The organism is Mediterranea sp. An20 (genome assembly GCF_002160055.1).
GTDB lineage: Bacteria > Bacteroidota > Bacteroidia > Bacteroidales > Bacteroidaceae > Bacteroides > Bacteroides avicola.
Window position 1 is genome coordinate 71360 of the sequence record NZ_NFJV01000002.1, and the last position, 17052, is coordinate 88411.

The 17052-nt window shown below is 55.0% G+C and carries 19 protein-coding genes; 2 read left to right on the plus strand and 17 right to left on the minus strand.

The genetic code is table 11. The features are described from left to right. Positions 1 to 30 precede the first annotated feature (30 nt). The 8 genes from pyrF to B5F34_RS01690 all read right to left on the minus strand — a co-directional run bounded on the left by pyrF (position 31) and on the right by B5F34_RS01690 (position 6674). Positions 31 to 855 (minus strand): orotidine-5'-phosphate decarboxylase, encoded by an 825-nt coding sequence (gene pyrF / locus B5F34_RS01655; protein ID WP_087334395.1) that lies wholly within the window; start codon positions 853 to 855, stop codon positions 31 to 33. Positions 856 to 896: 41 nt separating this feature from the next. Beyond that, positions 897 to 2579, minus strand: a complete 1683-nt coding sequence (locus B5F34_RS01660; RefSeq protein ID WP_087334397.1) for a DUF4153 domain-containing protein — start codon at positions 2577 to 2579, stop codon at positions 897 to 899. Positions 2580 to 2600: 21 nt separating this feature from the next. Further along, positions 2601 to 3713, minus strand: a complete 1113-nt coding sequence (gene prfA / locus B5F34_RS01665) for a peptide chain release factor 1 (RefSeq protein ID WP_087334399.1) — start codon at positions 3711 to 3713, stop codon at positions 2601 to 2603. 42 nt (positions 3714 to 3755) lie between these two features. Further along, positions 3756 to 3971, minus strand: a complete 216-nt coding sequence (locus B5F34_RS01670) for a hypothetical protein (protein ID WP_087334401.1) — start codon at positions 3969 to 3971, stop codon at positions 3756 to 3758. After that, on the minus strand, positions 3968 to 4207 hold the full coding sequence (locus tag B5F34_RS01675; RefSeq protein ID WP_087334403.1) for a hypothetical protein: 240 nt from the start codon (positions 4205 to 4207) through the stop codon (positions 3968 to 3970). The genes B5F34_RS01670 and B5F34_RS01675 overlap by 4 nt, the downstream gene beginning before the upstream one ends. Positions 4208 to 4232: 25 nt before the next feature. Further along, the gene (locus B5F34_RS01680) at positions 4233 to 5402 is read right to left on the minus strand and encodes an AIR synthase-related protein (protein ID WP_087334405.1); all 1170 of its coding nucleotides are present in this window, start codon (positions 5400 to 5402) and stop codon (positions 4233 to 4235) included. Between the two features lie 83 nt (positions 5403 to 5485). Then, positions 5486 to 6166: a CPBP family glutamic-type intramembrane protease gene (locus B5F34_RS01685; protein WP_087334407.1), complete on the minus strand. Its 681-nt coding sequence runs from the start codon at positions 6164 to 6166 to the stop codon at positions 5486 to 5488. A 4-nt stretch (positions 6167 to 6170) separates the two neighbouring features. After that, positions 6171 to 6674 carry an HU family DNA-binding protein gene (locus B5F34_RS01690; protein WP_239448747.1) on the minus strand — a complete coding sequence of 168 codons (504 nt, stop codon included), beginning with the start codon at positions 6672 to 6674 and terminating at the stop codon, positions 6171 to 6173. A 347-nt stretch (positions 6675 to 7021) separates the two neighbouring features. On the opposite strand from B5F34_RS01690, the gene B5F34_RS01695 reads away from it, so the two are divergent. Then, on the plus strand, positions 7022 to 8119 hold the full coding sequence (locus B5F34_RS01695) for a hypothetical protein (RefSeq protein WP_140392930.1): 1098 nt from the start codon (positions 7022 to 7024) through the stop codon (positions 8117 to 8119). 51 nt (positions 8120 to 8170) lie between these two features. Then, positions 8171 to 8800 (plus strand): flavodoxin family protein, encoded by a 630-nt coding sequence (locus B5F34_RS01700; RefSeq protein WP_087334414.1) that lies wholly within the window; start codon positions 8171 to 8173, stop codon positions 8798 to 8800. 180 nt (positions 8801 to 8980) lie between these two features. On the opposite strand, the gene B5F34_RS01705 is transcribed toward B5F34_RS01700, so the two are convergent. From B5F34_RS01705 to B5F34_RS01745, 9 genes are all read right to left on the minus strand, one after another. After that, positions 8981 to 9565 (minus strand): LemA family protein, encoded by a 585-nt coding sequence (locus B5F34_RS01705; protein WP_087334416.1) that lies wholly within the window; start codon positions 9563 to 9565, stop codon positions 8981 to 8983. 63 nt (positions 9566 to 9628) lie between these two features. After that, entirely contained in the window at positions 9629 to 10534 is a 906-nt protein-coding gene (locus B5F34_RS01710) for a TPM domain-containing protein (protein WP_087334418.1), read from the minus strand. Between the two features lie 49 nt (positions 10535 to 10583). Beyond that, the gene (locus tag B5F34_RS01715; protein ID WP_087334420.1) at positions 10584 to 11552 is read right to left on the minus strand and encodes an alpha/beta hydrolase; all 969 of its coding nucleotides are present in this window, start codon (positions 11550 to 11552) and stop codon (positions 10584 to 10586) included. A 14-nt stretch (positions 11553 to 11566) separates the two neighbouring features. Then, the gene (locus B5F34_RS01720; protein ID WP_087334422.1) at positions 11567 to 12313 is read right to left on the minus strand and encodes a shikimate dehydrogenase; all 747 of its coding nucleotides are present in this window, start codon (positions 12311 to 12313) and stop codon (positions 11567 to 11569) included. Between the two features lie 51 nt (positions 12314 to 12364). Beyond that, positions 12365 to 13399, minus strand: coding sequence for a hypothetical protein (locus B5F34_RS17800; RefSeq protein WP_239448749.1), 1035 nt, complete (start codon positions 13397 to 13399; stop codon positions 12365 to 12367). Between the two features lie 25 nt (positions 13400 to 13424). After that, positions 13425 to 14162 carry a bifunctional demethylmenaquinone methyltransferase/2-methoxy-6-polyprenyl-1,4-benzoquinol methylase UbiE gene (gene ubiE / locus B5F34_RS01730; protein ID WP_087334424.1) on the minus strand — a complete coding sequence of 246 codons (738 nt, stop codon included), beginning with the start codon at positions 14160 to 14162 and terminating at the stop codon, positions 13425 to 13427. 199 nt (positions 14163 to 14361) lie between these two features. Further along, positions 14362 to 15306, minus strand: a complete 945-nt coding sequence (locus tag B5F34_RS01735; protein WP_087334426.1) for a phosphoribosylaminoimidazolesuccinocarboxamide synthase — start codon at positions 15304 to 15306, stop codon at positions 14362 to 14364. Beyond that, positions 15290 to 16297: a PhoH family protein gene (locus B5F34_RS01740; RefSeq protein ID WP_087334428.1), complete on the minus strand. Its 1008-nt coding sequence runs from the start codon at positions 16295 to 16297 to the stop codon at positions 15290 to 15292. Before B5F34_RS01740 ends, B5F34_RS01735 begins: the two co-directional genes overlap by 17 nt. A 79-nt stretch (positions 16298 to 16376) precedes the next feature. Beyond that, complete coding sequence (locus B5F34_RS01745) at positions 16377 to 17045, minus strand: phenylalanine--tRNA ligase beta subunit-related protein (protein WP_087334676.1); 669 nt, start codon at positions 17043 to 17045, stop codon at positions 16377 to 16379. Positions 17046 to 17052 lie beyond the last annotated feature (7 nt).

A 17052-nucleotide genomic window follows, 5' to 3' on the forward strand; every position in this document is an offset into this window, starting at 1 on the left:
CAATAAGATGTTTGGCAGTGGCGTCAAGGCTCAGAATGGTCTTTTTAGTTGTTCTGCCATCTGTTGCTGCACTGTGCGTGCGGCGAGGCGTGCAGCATCGGCAAAGTCGTGTTCGCGGCTGGCATAGATGATGCCGCGGCTGGAGTTGACAAGAAGGCCGCAGTCTTTTGTCATTCCATACTTGCAGACTTCCTCCAGCGAGCCGCCTTGTGCACCTACGCCGGGCACGAGGAGAAAATGATGGGGAGCTACCTTGCGGATGTCTTCGAACATGCGTCCCTGTGTGGCACCTACGACGTACATCATGCGGTCGTCGCCTGCCCACTCCTGGCTTTTGCGCAGCACTTTCTCGAAGAGGCGTTCGCCCTCTTTGTCTTCCGTCAGCTGGAAGTCGTGCGAGCCTTTGTTGCTGGTCAGCGCCAGCAGGATGACCCACGTGTCTTCATACGTCAGGAAGGGTGTCACGCTATCTTCGCCCATATAAGGTGCCACGGTGACCGCGTCCACCTTCAGGTCTTCAAAGAATGAGCGGGCGTACATCTGCGACGTATTGCCTATATCGCCCCGCTTGGCATCGGCGATGATGAACTGGTCGGGGTATTGCTGGCGGATGTAGTTCACGGTCTTCTCCAGTGCCTGCCATCCTTTCATACCCAGGCATTCGTAGAAAGCCAGGTTGGGTTTGTAAGCCACGCAGAGGTCGGCGGTGGCATCGATGATGGCGCGGTTGAAGGCGAAGACGGGGTCGGGCTCGTCCAGCAGATGATCGGGAATTTTCTTGATGTCCGTGTCCAGGCCGACGCAGAGGAATGACTGCTTACGGTGGATGTTGTCGATGAGTTGTTGCTTGTTCATAATCTTCTTGGGTATTTGGTTGTTGTAAATTGTTTGTTGTTCTATGGGTTATTGTGAAAGAGGTATCCTTCTATTTCGGTTCCCACTTCTCCTTGGTCCTTGTCGATGAAAAGTTGGAGGTAGGTGGTCACAAACGTGTTTCCGTCAGTTGTCGGAAGTGCTACCGGCAGTTGGGTGTCTTGCCAGTGCTGCAAGGAGTCGAGCGGGAGGCAAAGGGTATCGGTGCCTGCATCCAGTGCGATAGGCAATATGGGGGCAAGCGTCAGGGTAGAGTGCTGTTTGACGAAAGTCATTTGCCGGTAGCCGCGTGGTACGGCATGCGTTGTCCCGTCTGTCTGTCTGAAGCTGACAGATTCGGTGCCGGGAGTGTCTTCTTCTTGGGCGATGCGGTAGAAAGCGATGTCATCCTTCACCAGGTCTTTGATGCTCTCCTTTCCGAACCAACTGCTCAGGTAACTCAGTTTGCTGTTAATCTGTTGGCCTTCGTTTTGGGGGAGCGATTTAATCCATGTTTCGTATGTCTCTTCCGTGAGGGGCAGTTGCAGGCTCCTGTTGCTTTGTGTCAAAGCATCTTTCACTTGGTCGTGCAATATGTTGCGCGTGATACCTGCATAGTTCACAGGCAATACCGATGTCACGAGGAAGACGAGGGAGAAAGAGACGGGTATCCAGCTCAGCCGCTTAGCCCGTCCCGCGATGAGACCGATACATACGAAGTAGAACCAGGCATTGAGCGTGGCCAGGTAGAGGCGGTTGATGGTGATGCCATAATCCAGGAAGCGGCGTCCGATGCCTACGGTCATCAGCACCAGCAGCGGCAGTGCCAGCAGCGGAAGCAGGCGGGCGATACGTTCGTCGGTCAGCTTTCCTTCTTTGATACGCGAAGGGTAAAGCCCCAGTTCGATGGCAATGATACCAGCCATGAGAGCCACTACGAGCCACGACACCCACCCGTCGGGCAGTTCCCACCGTGCAAGGATGGTGGCTGCATAGATGTAGAGCACCAGCAGGTAGAGTGCGGCAAGCGGCAAGAAGAGGTAGCGGATGGTACCTTGCAGAAAGGCGGTGGGTTGTGGCTGCCGGTCGTGCTTGCGTTCGCCTTCCGGCAGGAGACCGAGAAACATCAGCAAGGGCAGTAACAAACTACAGGTGATAAGTATGTAGAGGTAGCACTTATAGCTCACTTCTACCCCGAAAAGCCGGTGCAGCGAGAGGGTAAGCAGGCTCAGCCCTCCGCTCGTTACTGCTCCTACGATGACCACCAATGCCAGTGTGCCCAAGGTCACTTGCGCAAAGTTCCACGCTGGAATGTCATCTTTTTCGCGAAAGAAAGGCAGAAAGAATACAGACAAGCCGATGGCCAGTATGGCTGCGCCGTGGGCGATGCCGATTTCTACCAGCCGTGGCTCCATGCTTTGGGCGTAGAGGAAGAGGGCATCGGCTGCTAAGAGCAATTGCGCCGTGAGGTGTACGCCCTGCCTGAGGCGTATTCGCTTTACCTCCTCTCCCCACAGATGCAAGCTAAGCGAGAGCAGGGTGCCTGTAGAGAAATAATATCCCAGGGTCATCAGCAGCTTGCCGGAAGCCTGGGTGGCTTCAGTAGCCGTCAGGTAGCAGAGAAAGGCGGTCAGGGCAAAGGCAAAGACCGTAGTGACGGGGAAGCGTGTCGCGCAGCGGCGGAAGGCTTGCCCCAAGGTGCGGAAGAGATGATTCAGGGAGTTCATGACGGGTGAGGAATTCATGGGTTACAGTTCGCTCTCCTTCAGCCGCTCCGCGTTCTCAGCCACGATGAGGTGGTCGATGCAGTCCTGGATGTCACCGTCCATGAAGGCGGCCAGGTTGTAGATGGTGTAGTTGATGCGGTGGTCGGTGATGCGCCCCTGCGGATAGTTGTAGGTGCGAATCTTGGCCGAGCGGTCGCCGGTGCTGACCATTGTCTTGCGCTTCGAGGCGATGTCGTCGATGTACTTCTGGTGCTCCTTGTCGTAGATGAAGGTGCGCAGGCGGCTCAGGGCACGTTCCTTGTTCTTGGGTTGGTCGCGCGTTTCGGTACATTCGATGAGGATTTCCTCCACCACGCCCGTGTTGGGGTTCTTCCAGTTATAGCGTAAGCGTACGCCGCTCTCCACTTTGTTCACGTTCTGTCCGCCTGCGCCGCCGCTGCGGAAGGTGTCCCACTTGATTTCGCCCTCGTTGATTTCCACATCGAACGGTTCGGCTTCGGGCAGTACAGCCACGGATGCGGCAGATGTATGTACCCGGCCCTGTGTCTCCGTAGCCGGGACACGCTGCACGCGGTGCACGCCACTCTCGTACTTCAGCGTGCCATACACACCCTCGCCCGTCACCGAGCAGATGATTTCCTTGAATCCGCCCGCCGCGCCTTCGTTGGCACTGGACACCTCCAGCCGCCAGCCCTTGCGCTCGCAATATTTGGAGTACATGCGGAAGAGGTCGCCGGCAAAGAGTGCCGCCTCGTCTCCACCCGTGCCTCCGCGGATTTCGAGGATAGCGTTGCGGCTGTCCTGCGGGTCGGCGGGGATGAGGAGCAGCTTGATTTCCTCCTCCAGTTGCGGGCGGCGTGCCTCGCAGCGATCCAACTCCTCGCGGGCCATGTCGCGCATCTCCGGGTCGGTCTCGTTGGCGATGATGTCTTTCGCCTCGTCGATGCCGCCGAGCACCTGGACGTATTCCTTGCGGGCCTTCATCAGGTCGCCCAGTTCCTTGTATTCTTTGGTCAGCTTGACGTAGCGCTTTTGGTCGGCGATGACGGCCGGGTCGGTAATCAGCGTCGATACTTCCTCGAAGCGGGCTACGAGGGTGTCGAGTTTTTCTAATAGGGTGTTGGTTTCGCTCATAATTCTTCTATGATGTTCTTATGTCGGTAAGATATTCAATATTCATTCCTCGTCCTCCTCATCCTTCTTTCGCCGCCCTATCTGCGGGTGCATCAGGTCTTTGAACAGAATATAGGCCGCCACGACCCAGAAGCCCACGGTGATGCCGCGTATCAGCGGGCTGGCGTGGAAGTACTCGTTGATGCTGTTGGCCAGTATCATGGTCGCCAACCAGACGATGGCGGCTATCCAGTATTTACGTTTCTTGCTTTTCTTCATCCTGCTGTTGTTTTATAATGCCGTTCTCTGTTCCTGCGCTGTCGGACTTTGAACTCGTTTGCGCAATACCAGGTCATCAGAATCCAAACCAGCATGTGGATGGAGGTGTGGATAACCTTCGGTATCGTGTAGCTGTCCCATTGCAGGGCCATGTCAATGCCGTCTGCTACAAAAAGGGCGGCGAAAAATACCGCTCCTGCGATGTACAAGATGCGGTTCTTTCCGGGTGTTTCCATTGCTTATTGTTTTATAGATTGATGGTTAATACCTGAACTCCCCGAATTCACTCCGGATAATCAACTCCCGCCGTTCGCCTTCCTCGATGCGGCCGATGACTTGTGCGTCGATATTGAACGACTTGGAGATGGCGATAACCTCCTCGGCGTGCTCCGGCGAGAGGTAGACTTCCAGGCGATGTCCCATGTTGAACACCTTGTACATCTCGTCCCACTCCGTGCCGCTCTGCTCCTTGATGGTGCGGAACAGCGGGGGTACGGGGAAGAGGTTGTCCTTGATGACGCGGCAGTTGTCGCCCACGAAGTGCAGCACCTTGGTCTGCGCGCCGCCCGAGCAGTGCACCATGCCGTGAATCTCCGGGCGAAGGGCGTCGAGCAACCGTTTCACCACCGGAGCGTATGTGCGGGTGGGCGAGAGGACGAGCTTGCCGGCATCCAGCGGGCTGCCCTCTACGGCATCGGTCAGGCGGAGTGCGCCGCTGTATACCAGTTCCTGGGGCACGGCGTGGTCGTAGCTTTCCGGATATTTCTCGGCCAGGTATTTGGCAAAGACGTCGTGGCGGGCGGAGGTGAGTCCGTTGCTGCCCATGCCGCCGTTGTATTCCTTCTCGTAAGTAGCCTGTCCGTAGCTGGCGAGGCCCACGATAACGTCGCCCGGACGGATGTTGGCATTGTCGATGACATCGCTGCGCTTCATGCGGCAGGTCACGGTGGAGTCTACGATGATGGTGCGCACCAGGTCGCCCATATCGGCCGTTTCGCCGCCCGTGGCATAGACGCCCACGCCCATCTCACGCAGTTCGGCCAGCAACTCGTCCGTGCCGTTGATGATGGCCGATATGACTTCGCCCGGCACCAGCAGCTTGTTGCGCCCGATAGTGCTGGACACCAGGATGTTGTCCACCGCACCCACGCACAGCAGGTCGTCGATGTTCATAATCAGCGCGTCTTGCGCGATGCCCTTCCACACGCTGAGGTCGCCCGTTTCCTTCCAATAGAGGTAGGCCAGCGAGGACTTGGTGCCCGCGCCGTCGGCGTGCATGATGTTGCAATACTCCGGGTCGCCGCCCAGGATGTCGGGGATAATCTTGCAGAAAGCCCGCGGGAAGATACCCTTGTCGATGTTCTTGATGGCGTTGTGAACGTCTTCTTTCGATGCGCTCACGCCGCGCATCATGTATCTCTGGTTGCTCATAACTGATATGAAATATTTTACTTCTTGATTGTTTGTGCAAAGATAACGAATATTCTCATAGCAGCCTATCGCCAAGTACGTATTTATACCACAAACGGCAAGTTATTCAATACATGTAACAATACGCACATCCAGAAACCATGCCTGATACGGGCATAGCCCAGCACCAATCCCGATGTGATCTTGTCTGCCGAATAAAGTATGAGAAAAGCAAAGGTACCCGTTGTGATCGCATCGCCCCATACAAAGTTACTCAAATGAAGAAGGCCGAACATCAAAGCAAATCCATAGAATAACCACCCGAATGGAATCTTTTTCATCCATTTCCAGCCAAGCCATCCCATCCATCCTGCAACCACCATAGCTACGGGTAATCTCCATACCAAGCTCTCCATATCATAAATCTTCAAACCGGATGCTAAAGTTGTAATCATGAAGGCCGTGATTCCTGCCCAAACCGTCCATATCCACCGCTTGCGCCGCAGAGGAAGACGGAATACGATTTCCTCCACTAAGGGCAGGATAAGCATTACTTTCCAAAGAGGAGCATCTTTAGTACTGTCCGACCCTGTATCGGGCGAAAGATCTAATGTCACTAAAATGGCCATTCCGACAACCATAAGAATATTTAGCCCGAAATACCAACAACAAGTGCGAAACAATGATAAGGGACGATTATCAAGCGGCATGTCCTCACGGGGGTGAAGCAGGAAAGCAAGAAAGCCTTTGTTCACCTCGCCATCTTTAACATCACTACTTACCATAGCACTATTCGTCTAAGAGAGTGGTCTCTGCGGCTTTCCCGTCGTCCACTTCGCCCTCCCAGGAAATGAGGCTGACGCCCTCCGTCATCGGTCGGCGCATGAACTTCCCTTTGCCTTGGCGTTCGGGCAGGAACTGGACGCGGATGGACTTTATCTGCTTGCGGTCCACCTCCTCCGGCGAGTCCACCCCGCGGCCGGCGCAGGAGAGCTTGAAGTAGAACGAGCCGAGGCCCTCGATGTGCACCGGGCGGCTTTCGCTCATGAACTGGGCCATCACCCGCGGCAGGCAGGCCAGCACCAGGTAGACATCGCCCGGCGAGGCGGTGCTCATGTGGGCAATCTCCTCCGCCAGGTCTTTGATGGTGGCGGGGTGGCGGCTGAACACCACTTCGCGCGGAAACCATTTGACGATTCCCCCAATCTTCTGTTTGCCTTTCTTGAAAAACATAACTGTCTCGTTTTTAAGTTTATAACTTCCCTTGCTGCGGCCTGCGGATCTCTCTTGCACTGCCAAGGGCCTGCCTTTGTCCTGCCAAGAGCCTCTCTTGCCGCTTGCTTGATGATATATATAAGCCTTTCATAACACAAATATAAGGCTTTTATATCAGTTATAAAAGGCTTATATGTATGTTATATAAGGCTTTTATATATTATTAATAAGGCTTCTATAAAATGCCTTCCCGCTGCCAAGAGGCTGTCTTGGCAGGATAAAGACAGGCTCTTGGTAGCGGGAAGGGCGTGCGGGCGTTAAATACTGCATCCTCATTGAAAAGTTTTTCTGCTACCCGGTAGGTGGAAAATTTGTTTATTTGGAAACAAGCTCCTATTTTTGTGGAATCTTAAATAAATAGCCTTATGAAACACAATGCAATCCGAGGTGCCTTGTACGGCCTTCTTTGTCTGTCTGCCATGACTTGGCTGGCGGGCTGTGAGAACGATGAGCCGGCATCTCCGCCGACTGACTGGTCCTTGATGACCGAACACGAGTTTGGCAACAACAAAAGCACGCCCGATTTGAGTGTACTCTACAACGGGGAGGAACCCTACATGCGGGTTGCCTTCCGTCCCTGGTCGGAGGATGGGACGAAAATGGAGATGGTCATGATGATGGGTTGGAATGATTTTGAAAAGGATTACCCCATAGGCGTGTATCTGCCCCGCCTAATACTGGATCCCGTGCAGGGCGTGGGGACGGTGACGTTCGAAGGCGAGGCGACCGAGGCGGGTAACTACGTCCGGGTGCAAGGGCAGTATGAGGAGGCGACCGACTATTTGAATCTGTCGGTGGTTTCGGAGTTGGCCATACCCGAACTGAGCGACCGCGAGTATATCTTCCGTTTCGGGTCGGATTGTCTGGAGTTGAAGCAGGCGCCTTCACGCGGCGACGATTACGACTTTGTACAAACCATGCTGCAACAGATGGGCGAGCGGCTGGGCGAGGCCTACGACGAGATGAAGTTCGTCTTCCACAACGATTATACTTATGAATGGCTGATAAAGCCGACGGGCGAGGCGGATTACCGTCTGCTCAGTGCCAGCAAGTTTTGGCCTCGCGTGGACATGGACCAACTCCTCATGTTCCATCTAGGCGGCCCGGACACCGACGGAAATCCTGCGCACAGTGCTGAGGAGCGCATCTATGAGGCATTCGTGGGGGATGTATCCGCCTTGACTTATGCTCCCGCGTTTGCGGCGGGTAACTACTTCTCTGCCAGTTATGGGTTTGACGGAGACGGGCGGCTGGCGTTGTCGCTCAATCCATACAGCTTTACTAGCTTGGGATGGATGGCTTATGAGCTAGCGAAAGCCACTCATTCCATGACGGACGAGCAATTGGCCGACATGAAGCGTTTCATCGAACTGACGAATTACAGTTTCTTTGAAGGGGTGTATGATACCACCAAGTCGGATTGGGTCATTGTTCATTCCTCGGACGAGGCACGGGATATCTGAACTGGATTCCGTATCTTTGCGGAGTGAAAACCAATTTGTGACAGATTTAGTATGAAAGTATTGCTTTTGAACGGCGGCCCTCACAAGGAGGGCTGCACCTATACGGCCCTCTCGGAAGTGGCCGCCACCCTGCAAGCGGCGGGCGTGGAGACGGAAATCGTGTGGTTGGGTGTGAAGCCCGTGGCCGGATGTATCGGTTGCGGCAGTTGTGCGGAGAAGAAAGCCTGTTTCCGCGATGATGTGGTGAATGAGTTTCTGGACAAGGCGGCGGAAGCGGACGGATTCGTGTTCGGTTCGCCCGTGCACTTCGCTTCGGCCAGCGGCGCCATCACTTCGTTCATGGACCGTGCCTTCTATGCGGGCAACCGCCGGGGCGTGTTCACCGGGAAGCCTGCTGCGGCCATTGCCAGCTGTCGGCGCGGAGGTGCTACGGCTACCTTCGACCAGCTGAACAAATACTTCACCATCAGTTCCATGCCTGTAGTTTCCTCGCAATACTGGAACATGGTGCACGGCAATACGCCCGACGAGGTACGCCAAGACCTCGAAGGCCTGCAGACCATGCGCACGCTGGGACGCAACATGGCGTGGCTCCTGCGCTGCATCGAGGCGGGACGGCAGGCGGGCATCGACTTTCCCCGCGGGGCGGAGGAGCCGTTGCGCACGAACTTTATCCGCTGACGGCACCTGTCGCATCATAAAAAAAGAACCGGAAGCCTCGTGTATATCGGGGGTGCTTCCGGTTCTTTTTTCGAAATGAAATGAGTCCTAAAGATGTTTTGCTTGCCGCCTCCCTTTCTTGTCTTGGAGACGCATGGTGCAAAGATACAGCTATTTGTCGGAATATCCAGTCGGCAGTTCTCAGAACTCCACCGTCGGTGCCGTCTCCGCTCCGGCCTGAGCCTCGAAATAGGCACGCTTTTCGAAGCCGAACAGTCCGGCCAGGATGTTCTTGGGGAAGCGGCGGATGGCGGTATTGAACTCGCGTGCCGTGTCGTTGAAGTTCTTGCGTGCCACGTTGATGCGGTTCTCCGTGCCTTCCAGTTGGGCTTGCAGTTCCAGGAAGTTCTGATTGGCCTTTAGGTCGGGATAGTTCTCGGTGATGGCCAGCAGTTTGCCCAGAGCCGAGGCCAGTTGTCCTTGTGCGGCTTGGTATTCGGCCAGCTTCTCGGGCGTCAGGTCGGCGGGGTCTACTTTGATTTGCGTGGCCTTGCTGCGTGCTTCGATGACTCCTTCCAGTGTCTCCTGTTCGTGGGCGGCATAGCCCTTGACGGTGTTCACCAGGTTGGGGATGAGGTCGGCGCGACGCTGGTACTGTGTCTCCACGTTGGCCCACTGGTTGCTTACTTTCTCGTCCATCGACACCAGTCCGTTGTAACCCGTTACGGCCCAGATGGCCAGTACGGCAACGACTGCGATAATGATAAGGGTAGTTGTCTTCTTCATACTTCGCTTCTTCTTTTGATTGTAATTAATGGATTCGTATATTCTTCATTCTTAATTCTTCATTTAGAACCTGGAGCCTGCTCCTCCTCCGCCGCCGCTTCCTCCACCGAAGCTGCCTCCGAATCCGCCGCCACCTCCGAATCCGCCACCGAAGATGACCGGACCTCCCCAGCCTCCGCCTCGCCCGCGGTTATTGTCTTGTCCGTGGCGCTCGCGGCGTTTGACCACATGGCCGCAGTTGCGGCAGATGTAGGTGACGTCTTCCGTCTTCACACCGTTGTGGAAGGAGACCACCTGGCTGCTCGCACGTTGCAGGGTATGCTTCTTGCAATGGGGGCAACGGGTCTTGCGTTGGGCAACTGCAATGCTGATGGCTATGGCGAAGAGGATGAAGGCAAAGATGATGGCAACGGCAGTTCCCAGGTCTCCATCTTCGGATGTATTGCCGTCGTTCTCCATCGAACCGTCCAGACGGGCACAGGTAGCGCGGATACCCGCTACCATGCCTTCGCTCCAGCGTTCGTCTTTCAGATAAGGAATCATATCTTGCGTCTGGATGCGCTTGCAGATGGCGTCGGGCAGCACGCCTTCCAGACCGTAGCCCGTGTAGAACTGAATGCAACGCTGGTCAGTGACGAGCAGGACGACCAGCCCGTTGTCCTTCCCCTTCTTGCCTACGCCCCACGAATTGAGCAGTTCGTGGCAGAAGTCGAAGCACGTGGCCTCGCCGATGCTGGGCACCACGGCCACCACGGTTTCGATGCCCGTCTGCTGTTCCAGGCGGTAAAGCATGCGGTCGATGCTGTCCGTGGCGGCGGGGCTGATGATGCCCGCGGGGTCGCACAGATAGCGGTATTTGTTCTGGATATGCACCTTGGGCAGGTTGTCGGGTGTATAGATGGTTTGCTGTGCCCGCACGCAGAAAGGCAGGCACAGCCACAGGATGAGAAGGGGAATGATTCGTTTCATGCAGTCTCTTCTTGATGTTTCGGCGGCTAAGATACGGCTTTTGCGGGAGTTATCGGATATATTTGTCCACAAAATTCTTTACCCGCCGCGTATATTCCTCTTTATTCTCCTTATAAGACACGGCGTGTTCGGCTCCGGGCACCAGCCACAGCTCTTTCGGTCCAGGCTTGGCCTCGTAGAGCGGGTGTACCATCCATGTGGGTACAAAGGTGTCGGCATCGCCGTGGATGAAGAGCATGGGCAGGGTGCATTGCCTGACCTGTTCCAAGGCAGATGCCTCACGGAAATTCCAACCGTATCGCCATTGGCAGAACAGGGAGGCGATGTCGAGCAAAGGGAAGGCGGGCAGGCCAAACCGGTTCTTCAGTTCTCCTGCAAACTCATCCCATACGGAGGTATAGCCGCAGTCTTCCACGAAGCATTTGGGGGGCTGGACGTTCATCTGCTTCACCTCTCCGCTGAACATCATTGTAGTGGCTGCACCCATCGAGATGCCGTGCACCACAGTTCGTATGCTGTCGCCAAAGAGTTGACGCGCCTCATTGGCCCATCGTTGTATGTCCAGCCGGTCGAGCCATCCCATCTGGACGGCATCTCCCTCGCTCAGACCGTGGGCGTGGAGGTCGGGCAACAGGATGTTGTAGCCCAGCTGGCGGCTGTACAAGTAGCCGATGGGCATCATGCGGATGGCATTGTCGGTATAACCGTGGATGATGAGGGCGGTGCGCCGCGTGGGACGTGCGGCAGGAACGTAGAAGGCATGGAGGCGTTCGCCCCGTTCATTTTCTATATAGGTTTCTTTCAGGGCATCAACCGTGCGCAGGCTGTCCAGCCACGGGCCGAGTTCGGGATAGTCGTGACGCATCTGCTCCCACGAACCGTTGATGTTACGGCTGCGGGTGGTCAGTTCGCCGGGCTTCAGGGCGTAGTCAACCATGAAGTAGCCTGCGGCAAACAGCACGACAATGAGTATCAGCACCCCGGTGAGGATGCCGATGAAGAGTTTTTTGTGCTTCATACCTGTTCTCTGTGTCAGCGGTGCCAAATCTCCCAAGCAGCAAACGCCTGCAGCAGCAACATCTCCAGTCCGTTCTTCACGGTGGCGCCCTGGGCGCGGCCCTTCTTCATGAAGAGGGTTTCGTCGGGATTGTACAGCAGGTCGTAGAGCAGGTGCTGGGGCGTCAGCAGGTCGTAGGGGATGTCCGGGCAGAAGTCAACTTTGGGATACATGCCCACGGGTGTGCAGTTGACGATAACGGTGTGCTCGGCCATTACTTCAGGTGTCAGGTCCTGGTAGGTGATGGTTTCCTTGTCGCGTTTGTTGCGCGAAACATAGGTGCTCTTTATACCCAGGTTTGCCAGACCGTGGTAGACGGCTTTCGAGGCACCACCCGTGCCCAGCAGCAATGCCTTCTTATGATGGTCTTGCAGCAGGGGTTCGATGGACTGCGTGAAGCCGATGATGTCCGAGTTGTAGCCCACGAGTTTCACCTTGGCTTTGCCTTGGCGGATGATTTTGATGACGTTCACGGCGCCTATCTTGGCCGTGTCCGGGTCGAGTTCGTCCAGGTAGGGGATGACTTGTTCTTTGTAGGGGATGGTAACGTTCAATCCGCATAGGTTGAGGTTCTCGTCCACTACCTCGGGAAAGTCCTCAATGCTGGGGATTTCGAAGTTGACATACTCTGCGTCAATGTTTTCCGACTGGAACTTCTCGTTGAAGTAAGTAATGGAGAACGAATGTTTCAGCGGATAGCCGATTAAACCGTATTTGTCCATGATGAAAGATAAATATATGGGTTGTTTCTGTAATCGTTGTTTATTGAACTGTCATTCTTCAATAGTCATTTTGCCGACCAATGTCCGTATCACTTTCTCTATCTGTAGGTCGGGATATTGGGCCTGATATGTTTTTGTCAGGTCTTCGTATATCCAAAGCGTATAGCCGTCCGTGGGGGAGTGGACGGCAAACACGTCATAGCTCCTCCGCACGTCTTTGCCCAGTTCGATTTCCCATGCCATATAGAATTCAATTTGAGCATCGGGCGGGTAGGACTGATATTTGTCTGTGATGTCTTGGGTGAACTCTGCAAAGTTGACTATGCGCTTTATGGTCAATGCTCTTCCTATTATCGACTGGTTATCAGAATCTAACCATCTTAATACGCCTTTATCACCTTCGGAAAAGATGGACGATGGGTTGTCAAGCTGAAGGCTGCATCCGATTTGGTAAGGAGCAGTTTGCAGGTCGGCGTGTATATCGGTCTTGTCTTCGGCATCGATATAGAAATCAGCATCAACGATGCTCCACGAACTGCGGCTCCAGGCCGGGGAAGTGCCGGGCTCTTTAGTCAGAAGGAATGTGGAAGACTCCTGCTCCACTCCGTTCAGGTAAAAATGGCGGTTGAACTCCGGGTCTTCCGGTGAATTCCACGTCAGGCGGCTGGAGAAGGTGATGACATCGGTGGTGCCGTCGCCCCAGTCCAGTGTGAGGGTTTCGTTGTCGTATGTGTCGGTTCCGTCCAGTTCGCCGAAGAAAAGCATGTAGCGTCCGTCCTCTGTCATAAAAGCCTGCAAACCGCGTAAGATGGCTAAGTAATCTCTCGTTTGGGCTACCTGTTCGTTCAGTTTATACTCTTTCCCTTGATAGATAGCTTTGATGTCTTGCTCCAGAATGTGCCCCTCGGTCAGCGGGTTGAGAAGGTCGTTGCCTTCGGCGTCCTGCACGGCGATGATGAAGTTGATGGGGGCGAAATCCCAGATGATGTCGTCGTTTCCCCCATTGCTCTCGCTGCACGAAGTTAGGAAGAAGGCTTGACACAGGATGATGCCTATGCACAATGAAAATAAAGCATTCGTTTTCATGAAATCTGGTATTAAGGGTAAATATTCATTTCGTTGCCATATACAGCGTACAGAGGCCGAACGTCAGCCGACGGAAGCAGACTTGCGAGAAGCCGGCAAGGCGGATGCTTTCCTGCATCACTTCGCCCTGCGGGAAGGCGCGGATGCTCTCCGGCAGGTAGGTGTAGGCGCTGTCGTCGTGCGAGATGGTGCGCCCCATCAAGGGCATGGCCGCTTTGGAATAGAGGGCAAACAACTGCTTCATGGGGAAACGGGTGGGGGTAGAAAGCTCCAAGATGACCAAGTGGCCACCCGGACGGAGTACACGGCACATCTCCCGGAGTCCGCGGTCCAGATGTTCGAAGTTGCGGATGCCGAAGGCCACGGTGACGGCATCGAACGAGGCGTCGGCAAAGGTCAGCGCCTCACAGTCCTCCCGTTGGAAGTCGATACGGGCGGCCAGCCCCGCCTGCTCCACCTTCCGGCGCCCCACCTGCATCATGCCTTCGGACAGGTCGACGCCCGTAAGCGAAGCGGAGGGCAGCATTCGGCAGGCCTGTATGGCAAAGTCACCCGTGCCTGTAGCCACGTCCAGCACCAGGGCGGGGCGGAAGGGACGCAGCCAGCGGATGGCACGGCGCCGCCACAAGCGGTCGATGCCTAATGACATGAGGTGATTCAGACGGTCGTAGGCGGGGGCGATGTGGTCGAACATGCGTTCCACTTGCTCCGCCTTTCGCCCCTCTTGTCCGTAGGGCTTGACTTTCTCTTGAGGATAGTCCATATCTTATTTGTTTTTGTTTACAAACGGGATGCCGTCTGGATGAAGTGTCATCTTAACGGCTTTGATGTAGGGTGAAACCAGCTTTGACGTAGCATCAGAGTGGCTTTGGTGTAGAATGAAACGGGCTTTGATGTCGGAAGCCCCGGAATCGGCCTCACAGATACTCCTGGGAGGGGTGCCGGGGCTTGCCGGCTGGATGTTACGCGTTGAGATAATTCGTTACATTCCGTTCGATGCGTGTAGCGATGTCTTCCGTATCTTGCGGTACGAACTTCTCGCCCGTGATGTGCTCGTACAGTTCCACGTAGCGGTCGCTGATGCCGCGGACGATGTCGTCTGTCATCTCAGGCACCTGCTGTCCCTCCTTGCCTTGGAATCCGTTGTCCATCAGCCATTCGCGTACGAATTCCTTGCTGAGCTGGCGTTGCGGTTCACCTGCGGCGAAACGTTCTTCGTAACCCTCGCTGTAGAAGTAGCGGCTGGAGTCGGGCGTGTGTATCTCGTCCATCAGGTAGATTTGTCCGCCGTGCTTGCCGAACTCATACTTCGTATCCACCAGGATGAGTCCCCGTTCGGCGGCAATCTTCGTGCCGCGTTCGAAGAGGCGCAGGGTATAGTCTTCGAGGATGGCATATTCTTCGGGCGTGCAAAGACCGCGCTTCAGGATTTCTTCTTTGGAAATGTCGGCATCATGTTCGCCAATTTCGGCTTTCGTTGTCGGAGTGATGATGGGCACCGGGAATTTCTGGTTTTCTTTCATACCCTCCGGCAGACGCACGCCGCAGATTTCACGCACGCCGCTCTTATAGGCACGCCATGCCGAGCCGCAGAGGTAGCCGCGTACAATCATCTCCAGGGGGAATCCCTCGCAGAATACGCCGACTGTTACCATCGGATCGGGTGTGGAGAGTTTCCAGTTGGGGCAGATGTCTGTTGTCGCGTCGAGGAACTTTGCAGCAATCTGGTTCAAGATCTGTCCCTTGTAAGGGATGCCTTTCGGAAGGATGACGTCGAAGGCCGAGATTCGGTCTGTAGCCACCATGACAAGTTTCTCACCGTTGATGTTGTACACGTCGCGCACTTTCCCGTGGTACACACCTTGCTGACCGGGAAAGTTGTAGTCTGTTTTAGTTAATGCTTTCATATCTTGTTGTTTTAGCTATGGTTTCTTCTTTCTTGCGCTCCCGTTCTGCCTTCTGCTCCTTCTCGTACTTGTCGTAGGCTTCGACGATGCGGGTGACTAATTTATGTCGCACGATGTCCTTGTGGTTCAGCTCGATGAAGGCAATGCCTTTGACTCCTTTCAGAATACGGAGCGCCTGTACCAGTCCCGACACCTGCGATGAGGGCAGGTCAATCTGCGTCATGTCGCCCGTGACAATCATCTTTGTGTTCATGCCCATGCGGGTGAGGAACATTTTGATTTGGGCAGAGGTCGTGTTCTGGGCTTCGTCCAGGATGACCACCGCATCGTTCAGCGTCCGTCCGCGCATGAAGGCCAGCGGAGCTATCTGAATGACGTTCTGGTCCATGTATTCCTGCAACTTCGCGGCAGGTATCATGTCCTGCAAGGCATCGTAGAGGGGTTGCAGGTAGGGGTCAATCTTTTCCTTCATGTCACCCGGCAGGAAGCCCAGCTTCTCGCCTGCCTCTACGGCGGGGCGGCTCAGGATAATCTTCTTAATCTCCTTGTTTTTCAGTGCCCGTACGGCTAAAGCGATGGCAGTGTACGTCTTGCCAGAGCCGGCCGGTCCGATGGCAAACACCATGTCGTGCTCGCGAAATGCCTCCACCAGTTTCTGTTGGTTGTCGCTGCGGGGAATAATGGGCTTCCCGGTGACACTGAACACGATGACATTGCCGCTTTTCTCAGCCTGCGGGGCGTTTCCCTTGATGATGTCAATGATGACTTCTTCTTTCAGTTGGTTGTATTCAGCGCAATATTTTTCCAGTTTGATGATGCTCTCTTCGAAGGCGCACATCTCTTCTTCATCGCCCAGCACCTTGATGACATTGCCCCGCGCCACGATGCGCAGTTTGGGGTAAAGTGCCTTGATGAGCTGCATGTTGGCGTTGTTCACGCCGTAAAAGAGGACGGGGTCTATATCTTCGAGTACAATCAGTTTTTCTATCATTCGCGGTTTTTTACTTCTTCTATTTTCCGCAAAGGTAGTGAAAGGTTTGCATACTTTGTGCAGACGTATCGTTTTTTTCTTATTCGAAGAATACGATCTCCCCTCCGTTTGCCTCTGCATATCTTTCCAGCAGCTCCTGTGTCATGCTGGCGGCTTCGTGCAACCGCTGTCCGTTTCCGTCATATCCGTTGATGATGGCCAGTATGCGTCGGGTGCTTAACCCCATTTTGGTACGCTCGTTGTCGCTGGTGGGTGTGCCGATGCCTCCTGCAGCGTCGCGGAACACAGGCAGTCCTTCGATGTTGAGCATGCCCCGTCCGATGCCTTCAAACGGCTCATTGGGCTGTCCTACTCCCAAGCAGAGGTCTGCGCCTTGAATCTTGTCCGCATCGAATCCGCCTATGCTGTAGCCTGTCCGCAGCGAGACGAGGTTTATCAGATCTACCAGTGTATCAATTCTGTACAGTTCCAGTCCGCGTAGCAGTCGGCGGCGCAGGGCCTCGGCCGAGGGGCGATAGCGGCTGGGGTCTTTGCCCAATCGGCGGTAGGCTTCGCGTGTGGCAGCAATGGCAGGTTGCTGCTTGATACTGTCGGCTGTCTCCGAGGCGCGCAAGGTTTGGGTGAAAGAGTCTATCTCCTGCCAAAGTCCTTCGGAATAAGGTGTGTTGGTGACGTTTGCCAGGACAGCTGCACCGCGGTATTCGGGGCAGTACGACTTGAGTTCGGGTGAGAGGGTGAGGTGAAACATAAGTATG